The organism is Apilactobacillus xinyiensis (assembly GCF_019656235.1).
GTDB classification, from domain to species: domain Bacteria; phylum Bacillota; class Bacilli; order Lactobacillales; family Lactobacillaceae; genus Apilactobacillus; species Apilactobacillus xinyiensis.
On record NZ_BPLL01000009.1, the window covers coordinates 46603 to 54074 of the forward strand.

Annotated in this window: 6 protein-coding genes; 3 read left to right on the plus strand and 3 right to left on the minus strand. The window is 32.7% G+C overall.

The genetic code is table 11. The features are described from left to right. Positions 1-11: 11 nt before the first annotated feature. Together K5Q11_RS03315 and K5Q11_RS03320 are read right to left on the minus strand one after the other, a co-directional pair. A complete protein-coding gene (locus K5Q11_RS03315; protein WP_220751226.1) occupies positions 12-1697 on the minus strand; it encodes an alpha-glucosidase in 1686 nt (561 codons plus the stop codon). A 70-nt stretch (positions 1698-1767) separates the two neighbouring features. Continuing rightward, positions 1768-2646: a LysR family transcriptional regulator gene (locus tag K5Q11_RS03320; protein WP_220751227.1), complete on the minus strand. Its 879-nt coding sequence runs from the start codon at positions 2644-2646 to the stop codon at positions 1768-1770. A gap of 128 nt (positions 2647-2774) precedes the next feature. On the opposite strand from K5Q11_RS03320, the gene K5Q11_RS03325 reads away from it, so the two are divergent. Continuing rightward, positions 2775-4403 (plus strand): malolactic enzyme, encoded by a 1629-nt coding sequence (locus K5Q11_RS03325; protein ID WP_220751228.1) that lies wholly within the window; start codon positions 2775-2777, stop codon positions 4401-4403. Positions 4404-4466: 63 nt separating this feature from the next. Here K5Q11_RS03325 and K5Q11_RS03330 read toward each other — a convergent pair whose 3' ends face one another. After that, positions 4467-6032 carry an ATP-binding cassette domain-containing protein gene (locus K5Q11_RS03330; RefSeq protein ID WP_220751229.1) on the minus strand — a complete coding sequence of 522 codons (1566 nt, stop codon included), beginning with the start codon at positions 6030-6032 and terminating at the stop codon, positions 4467-4469. Between the two features lie 223 nt (positions 6033-6255). Between K5Q11_RS03330 and tnpA the strand changes: the two genes are divergently transcribed. Together tnpA and K5Q11_RS03340 are read left to right on the plus strand one after the other, a co-directional pair. Then, a complete protein-coding gene (tnpA, locus tag K5Q11_RS03335) occupies positions 6256-6708 on the plus strand; it encodes an IS200/IS605 family transposase (RefSeq protein WP_220751230.1) in 453 nt (150 codons plus the stop codon). Further along, positions 6689-7472 (plus strand): RNA-guided endonuclease TnpB family protein (locus K5Q11_RS03340; protein WP_220751231.1); only part of this gene is annotated, 784 nt, incomplete at its 3' end. The genes tnpA and K5Q11_RS03340, both read left to right, overlap by 20 nt.

Below are 7472 nucleotides of genomic sequence, written 5' to 3' on the forward strand. Positions count from 1 at the left end.
AGGTTTTTGTTTTATTTGTAGATTAGTATAGCTTGATATGGTGATAGGGATGTTATTGAAATAGGTTCACTATATTTATTTTGATAGTTATCTATTTGGATGGTACCTGAAAATGCTTTGCTGAAATTTTGATTACTGTTGCTTAGATTTACTAAGACGTTCATTGAATGCTCATCATTACTTAGTTGATAAGCTACAACATCTTGTTGAACGTCTTGGATAGGTTTGAATTCACCATTGGTCAGTAAAGTTTTTATGGCTGGTTGATGATGAATATTACTCATTTCACGATAAAAGTTTAAAACAGAATTAGAATCATTAGTTTCAGCTTCCACGTTAATATCAACACGTTGATTACCCATTGGTAGCCAAGGCGTATGCTGAGAAAAACCACCATATACTGAATCATCCCATTGCATGGGTGTTCTAGCATTATCACGTGATTTGTTATTAACAATTTGTAAAGCTTTATCAGCATTTACACCATTTTCAATTGCTAAGTGGTAATTATTAATCGAAGAAATATCATTAAATTCATCAATCGACTGACGCTTAAAGTTTTTCATGCCTAGTTCTTGACCTTGATAAATGAAGGGGGCACCAGGTAAGAAGAAATACATTAATCCTAGTGCTTTAGCCGCTTTAGGTGATTGTGCAGCTGTGTCTTTAATTAATTTAGATAAAACACGTGGTTGATCATGATTTTCTAAGACATTGGCGTACCAACCATCAGCAGCTTTGATGCCCTTTTGACCCTTGAAAATGATATCTTTTAAATCTTGAATAGACCAGTTAGGCTGTCCACGGAACCACTCGTCAACATCTGCAACATCAATGTTCATATAGTTAAAATCAAATATCATGGAGAAGTAGCCATTTGGACCAACGAATTTTTTAAGGTCGTCAGCTTTTAGGCCATATGCTTCACCAATAGTTACCGCATCATAGTTCGCAAAAGTATGTTCATACAAATCATCTAACAATTTATCGACACCAGGACGATTGCGCCCCTTACGAACTACTGAACCTAAGCCATCGTCTGCATCAGGACTAATATTAGCCCAATCTAAATCCTTTTTGATGTGTGTGATGGCGTCAATTCTAAAACCACTAATGCCCTTATCAAGCCACCAATTAATCATTTTATAAATTTCTTGGCGTAAAGCAGGATTTTCCCAATTTAAATCCGGTTGTTGTTTCGCAAAAGTATGGAAATAAAAGGTTCCTGGCTCGTTAGGCACTGGTTCCCAAGTAGATCCACCGAAAATAGAGCGCCAATTATTAGGGGCTTTACCGTTATCGGTATGCTTAAAAATGTAATAATCACGATATTTACTATTGGGGTCTTTTAGGGCGGCTTTAAACCATGCATGTTGGTCAGAAGTATGGTTAACGACCAAGTCCATAATAATGCCAATGCCTAATTTTTTAGCTTTAGCCAACAGTTCATCAAAGTCTTGCATGGTACCAAAAATAGGGTCAATTGCTTTGTAGTCAGCAATATCATATCCCATGTCGACCATTGGCGATTTGTAAATGGGTGAGAGCCAGATATTATCTACATTTAAACTTTTAATATAATCTAGTTTTGAAATGATTCCTTGAAGATCACCAATACCATCACCGTTGGAATCTTTAAATGAACGTGGATAGATTTGATAGAATACGTCATTTTTCCACCATTGTGTATTTGTCATATTTTAATCACCTTAATTATTTATTTAACTTAATCCTACCAAGATTACACGTTATATTCATGTAATAAGACTACAAATTATTTTTTAAAACGTTAATTAATTGTATTTGACTAGGAGTTAAAAATTGATGTCTACGATAAACTAAACTGGTGATGAATTGGGGAGCATTAGCATCTAATAGGGTTAATTTTTTAATGTCATATGCATCAGTATTCACAATCCGTGTAAAAAATCCAATGCCTAAATTTCGATTGATTAACTTCATAAGCATATTAATGTCATTGGATTTAAAGATAATTTTAGGGTGAAAATTATTTTGCTGTGATAACTGGGTAAATGCCTGATTATGAATGAAATTTTGTTTAAAAAATACAAAGTTCTCATTAACCAGGTCTTTAAAACGGATTTGATTATATTTAGCTAGGGGATGTTTATTTGATACATAAATACAAAAAGGTTGACGTTCAATTTCACTAGCAATTAAATCATCATCCTTAATTGGAGTGATTGAACCTAATAGGCTTAAATCAATCGTTCCCTCATGAATAGCTTTAGTTAAACTGACTGAACCAGCTTCAACCGTGGTTAATCGATTTAGGATTTGTGCATCCGCTAGCTCTTGACAAATCTTTGAAAAATAATGATTTTCAATAATAGGCGGTAAACCTAACACTAATTGCTCACGATTAATGCGATCGATTTCTTTTTGTGCCAAAGTTAATTCGTTTAAAATGATTTGACTACGCTTGAATAGTTGCTGACCGCTAGTAGTAATTTCCAATGTGTTGTGTTTACGATCGCGAATAAATAAGGTAGTGGAGAATTCTTTTTCTAAGCGCTTGATTGCAGTGGTAATCGTTGGTTGTTGAACTTTAAAATGCTCAGCTACTTTAGAAAAATTTTTAATTTCTACTAGACATGTAAAGTATGCTAAATCTTTAGTGTTCATAATGGCTCCTGTAATATCGGTATTTTAGCATTAATTATAAAATAAATTTATAGTTATCAACAAATTTGACTATAAGCTTAGCCTGGATTTAAGGTAATTATATACAAGCCATTGGAGGAATTTATAAGATGAACAAATCAGCTAGTGAAATTTTAAATAATCCTTTTTTAAATAAAGGGACCGCATTTACATATCAAGAACGTCGTGAGTTAGGTCTAATTGGAACCTTACCTAGTCAAGTTCAAACTTTAACGCAACAATGCCATCAAGCATATGCACAATTTAAAAGCAAAAGCAGTCGTTTGGAACAACGAATTTTTTTAATGAATCTATTTAACGAAAATCGCACGTTATTTTTTAGTTTAATGGATAAACATTTAGTTGAATTCATGCCCATTGTATATGATCCCGTAGTGGCAGAGTCCATTGAACAGTACAATGAAATCTTTTTGAACCCACAAAATGCCGCCTTTATTTCTGTAGACCATCCTGAAGATATCGAAACTACTTTAAAAAATGCGGCCGATGGTCGAGATATTCGTCTAATTGTGGTAACGGATGCAGAAGGAATATTAGGTATTGGTGATTGGGGAGTTAACGGAGTCGATATTGCAATTGGTAAATTAATGGTTTATACGGCCGCGGCCGGTGTTGATCCATCCCAAGTTTTAGCAGTTAGTATTGACGCTGGAACTAATAATCAGCAGCTATTAGATGACCCCTTATATTTAGGTAACCGTCATAAGCGAATTTACGGTGATAAATATAATCAAGCAATTGACCAATTTGTTCAAGCTCAACAAACATTATTTCCAGAAGCATTGCTACATTGGGAAGACTTTGGTCGCAGTAATGCCCAAGCAATTTTGGATAAATATAAAAATAAACTAGCTACCTTTAACGATGACATTCAAGGAACTGGGATGGTAGTATTAGCCGGAATTTTAGGTGCTTTAAACATCTCACATGAAAAAATTACTAATCAAAAGATATTGATTTTTGGTGCTGGAACTGCTGGAATGGGCATTGCTAATCAAATTTTAGATGAACTAGTTCAAGCCGGATTATCTGTAAATGATGCTAAAAAGTGCATTTATGCGGTAGATAAGCAAGGGTTATTATTTAACGATACACCGGATTTAACGCCGGCTCAAAAAGACTTTGTCCATCAACGTAATGAATTTGCTAATGCTGACCAGTTAAACAATTTATATGAAATAGTTAAAACTGTTCATCCAACCATTATGATAGGAACCTCTACTCAACCAGGCGCTTTTAATGAATCAATTGTAAGGGAAATGGCTATGCACACTAAACGACCAATTATTTTCCCATTATCTAATCCAACAAAACTAGCGGAAGCTAAAGCTCAAGATTTATTAGAGTGGACTGACGGTAAAGCATTGATTGCTACTGGAATTCCAGTAGACGATATTGAATATCAAGGGGTTAAATATCAGATTGGTCAAGGCAATAATGCTTTAATGTATCCAGGTTTAGGGTTTGGCTTAATTGCTTCTACGGCTAAAATCTTAAATTCACAAACCCTTTCTGCTGCTTGTCACGCATTAGGTGGCATTGTTGATGCAACTAAACAAGGGGCTGCAGTGCTACCACCAGTATCTAAAATTACAGAGTTTTCTCAAAAGATTGCTGAAGTAGTGGCACAAAGTGTAGTAGATCAACACTTGAACAGGGAACCCATCGATGATGTAAAACAAACAATTGCCAACATGAAATGGTATCCCAAATATTAGTTATTAAAAAACCACTCAGCTGATGAATTGCTGAGTGGCTTTTTTACTATGAATTTAGAATACTTATTCATTTAGTCTAATGACTTGATTGTATTTATTTAATTGTGTTTTAGAAACTTTATGTGATACTTCAATTAAAGTTTTTGAAGAGTTCAGTAAGTAATTAGAAACTTTGTCTGCAGTTTCTTTGTCTAATGCTGATGTGATCTCATCAGCTAAAATCAATGAACGATTAGACAATATACCTCTTGCAATTTCTATTCTTTGCAATTGACCACCTGATAAGTTATCACCGTTCTTGCCAACTCGATAATCTAATCCTTTGGTTTGTACCATACTTTCTAATTGTGCGAAACGAATAGCTTCTTTGATTTGTTGTTTGCTATAATGATTTCCCATAGTTATATTGAACAGAATTGTATCATCGAATATAAATGGCTTTTGCTTAATTAAGGCTACAGAACTTCTTAGTAATGAACTATTAGCTAAATTTCCATTAATAATATATTCACCATTATTAAAACTAAGAAATCCAGCAATTGCTTTTAACAAAGTAGATTTGCCATATCCAGAAGGAGCTAGTATCAAAACCTTATCACCCATATTAATATTTATATTTAAATTACTAAGAATTGTTTTCCCTTGTAAACTAATTGCACCATTTTTAATACATAATGATTTAAAATTAAGTTTTTTAATTGATTTATTAACACTTGTATCATGAATAGATTTTAATAAATCACTGGTTTGCTTAGTAGTTTTTCTTTCATTTATTGAATTAAAAATATTCAAAAGTGGGTTAATTAAATTGTTAGAAATTTGAATTATAGCTATAAGTTGTCCAACTGCTAAGAAACCTTGAAGTACTCTTAGAATTCCAAAACCAATTGCTAAACTTAAAATTGACAAATTAGCAACTGAACTAGTTGTGTAGTTACTTACGCCCACTGTAATGTTCATATTTTTAAGTGCTTGTTCTAGTGCTCTAGATGATTTACTGAAATGTTGATTGGCTGCTTTTTGAGCCTTATAGTTCACGATGGTATCAATTCCAGAAACATAGTCATTGACTGTTCCCATGTATTCACTATTTTTATTTGACCAATTTTTAGATCTATTAGCAATTTTTTTAGAGAACATTTTAGATACAAATAATGGCAAAAATGAAGCAATTAAAAAAATAATAATTGTTGCATAGTCTATAAAGAGTCCATATCCAAGAGCAAATAAAAACATCAAGGAATTTAAAATTATAGATAGTTCGTTGACTAGTCCTTTTGTTTCTAGTTGTTTTAAATCATTTGTCATTAGGGATGCATAAGCTTTAGACGATTTGTCTAACCTATTGTTTAGTAAATAATTAAATAATTTCTTTTTTATATTTTCATTACAGCTTTGAATTAATTCATTCTTTGCTTTGTTTAAAATAATGTTTATTAGAAGTAAAACTAACATTCCAAATATAGAGAAAAATACGTTCCATAACAAGTTTCTATAACTGCCCTTTATTGCTATAGTAATGAAGTTATTAATTACCCAAGCAGAAAAAACACCTTCCGTGCTAGCTAAAACAGAAAATAATATCGTAGTAAAAAACCATTTTTTATTGCCATAAATATATGTATTCATATAATAATCACCAACTATTTATAAAATTATTATCTAACTAAAAATTATAATAAGATTAATTTTTGATTAGAAAAGTTAGTGATAGTATACTCTACATTTAAAAAAATAAAAAACTTTTTTTGATATTTTGGCGAGGAAACACGTTCTTTTAAGGACGTGATGAATCGCCTATTATTTTGCACTAAACACACATGGTTAGATAAAATAGTGTTATAATGATTGTATGAAAGATACTAAAAGAATTACATATGGTAGAACATCTGTCTTTAACTTAAATTATCACATCATATGGGGAACTAAATACCGCAATCGAGTTCTAAAAGGAAACGTTGAGATTGTATTAAAGAAAACATTACTTGAGATTGCTTTAAAATACGGTTTTAGTATTGACCATATGGAAGTTGGTAAAGACGACTATATTCACTTATTGGTCAGCGCACCACCAAAGCTATCTGTAACTAATATTGTAAGGTGGCTTAAAGGAATTAGCGCATGGCGGTTATTCCACGAATGCAATGAGTTACAAAATAGTTATTGGAAAAAAGCCAATCGTCATTTGTGGTCTCCCAGTTACTATGTTGAAAGTATAGGGACAACAAACCAACGAGCTGTATCTAAATATATTGATGACCAACGTGCAAAGGAAGTGAAATTAGATGACTCTACGAGCCATTAAAACACGGATATATCCTAATTTAGCGCAACAATCTAAGATTATTTTTAATTTTGGTTGCTGTCGTTTCGTTTGGAATCAATTACTTAATATGCAAATTGAACGATACAACAATGGTGGGTCATACGTTAATGAATTTGATATGAACTACTTAATTAAGTGTCTAAAACACGAATATCCATTCTTGAAGCAGGCTGAATCAACTAGCTTATTACATGTTAGCCGTGATTTAAACCAAGCCTTTCAAAAATTGTTTAAAGAACACACTGGTTATCCTAAGTTTAAATCACGTAAGTTTCCTAAGCAGAGTTACAAATCAAACTCAGTTAATCACAACATCCAACAGCTCAATAACTGTCTAAAATTACCTAAATTAGGAAAAATCCCTTTTAAAGCAGGACACCAAATTAAAGGTAAGATTAAGAATGTTACTATTAGACTGTCCGCAACGGGCAAGCATTATGCCGTTGTACTAGTTGATGTAGATATTTCTAAGTTGCCCACTACCAACCAATCTGTAGGTGTTGATATGGGTGTCGCAGACTTATTAGTTACTAGTGATGGTGTTAAATATCCAACGATACGCTTTGATAAAATGTTATCTCATAAAAAACATTATTGGGAAAAACGGCTTGCTCGCAGAAGATTACATGCCATTAAGGAAATTGCATGGGATAAGCACAACAAGGTATTAGAGCCTCGTAACTTATCAGATTTTAGCAATTATCTCAAAGCTAAACATATGGTTGCCTTGTATAACGAAAAAA

Coding starts and splice junctions, on each gene's coding strand:
- K5Q11_RS03315 (WP_220751226.1), bottom strand. CDS start 1,697: ATGACAAATACACAATGGTGGAAAAATGACGTATTCTATCAAATCTAT.
- K5Q11_RS03320 (WP_220751227.1), bottom strand. CDS start 2,646: ATGAACACTAAAGATTTAGCATACTTTACATGTCTAGTAGAAATTAAA.
- K5Q11_RS03325 (WP_220751228.1), top strand. CDS start 2,775: ATGAACAAATCAGCTAGTGAAATTTTAAATAATCCTTTTTTAAATAAA.
- K5Q11_RS03330 (WP_220751229.1), bottom strand. CDS start 6,032: ATGAATACATATATTTATGGCAATAAAAAATGGTTTTTTACTACGATA.
- tnpA (WP_220751230.1), top strand. CDS start 6,256: ATGAAAGATACTAAAAGAATTACATATGGTAGAACATCTGTCTTTAAC.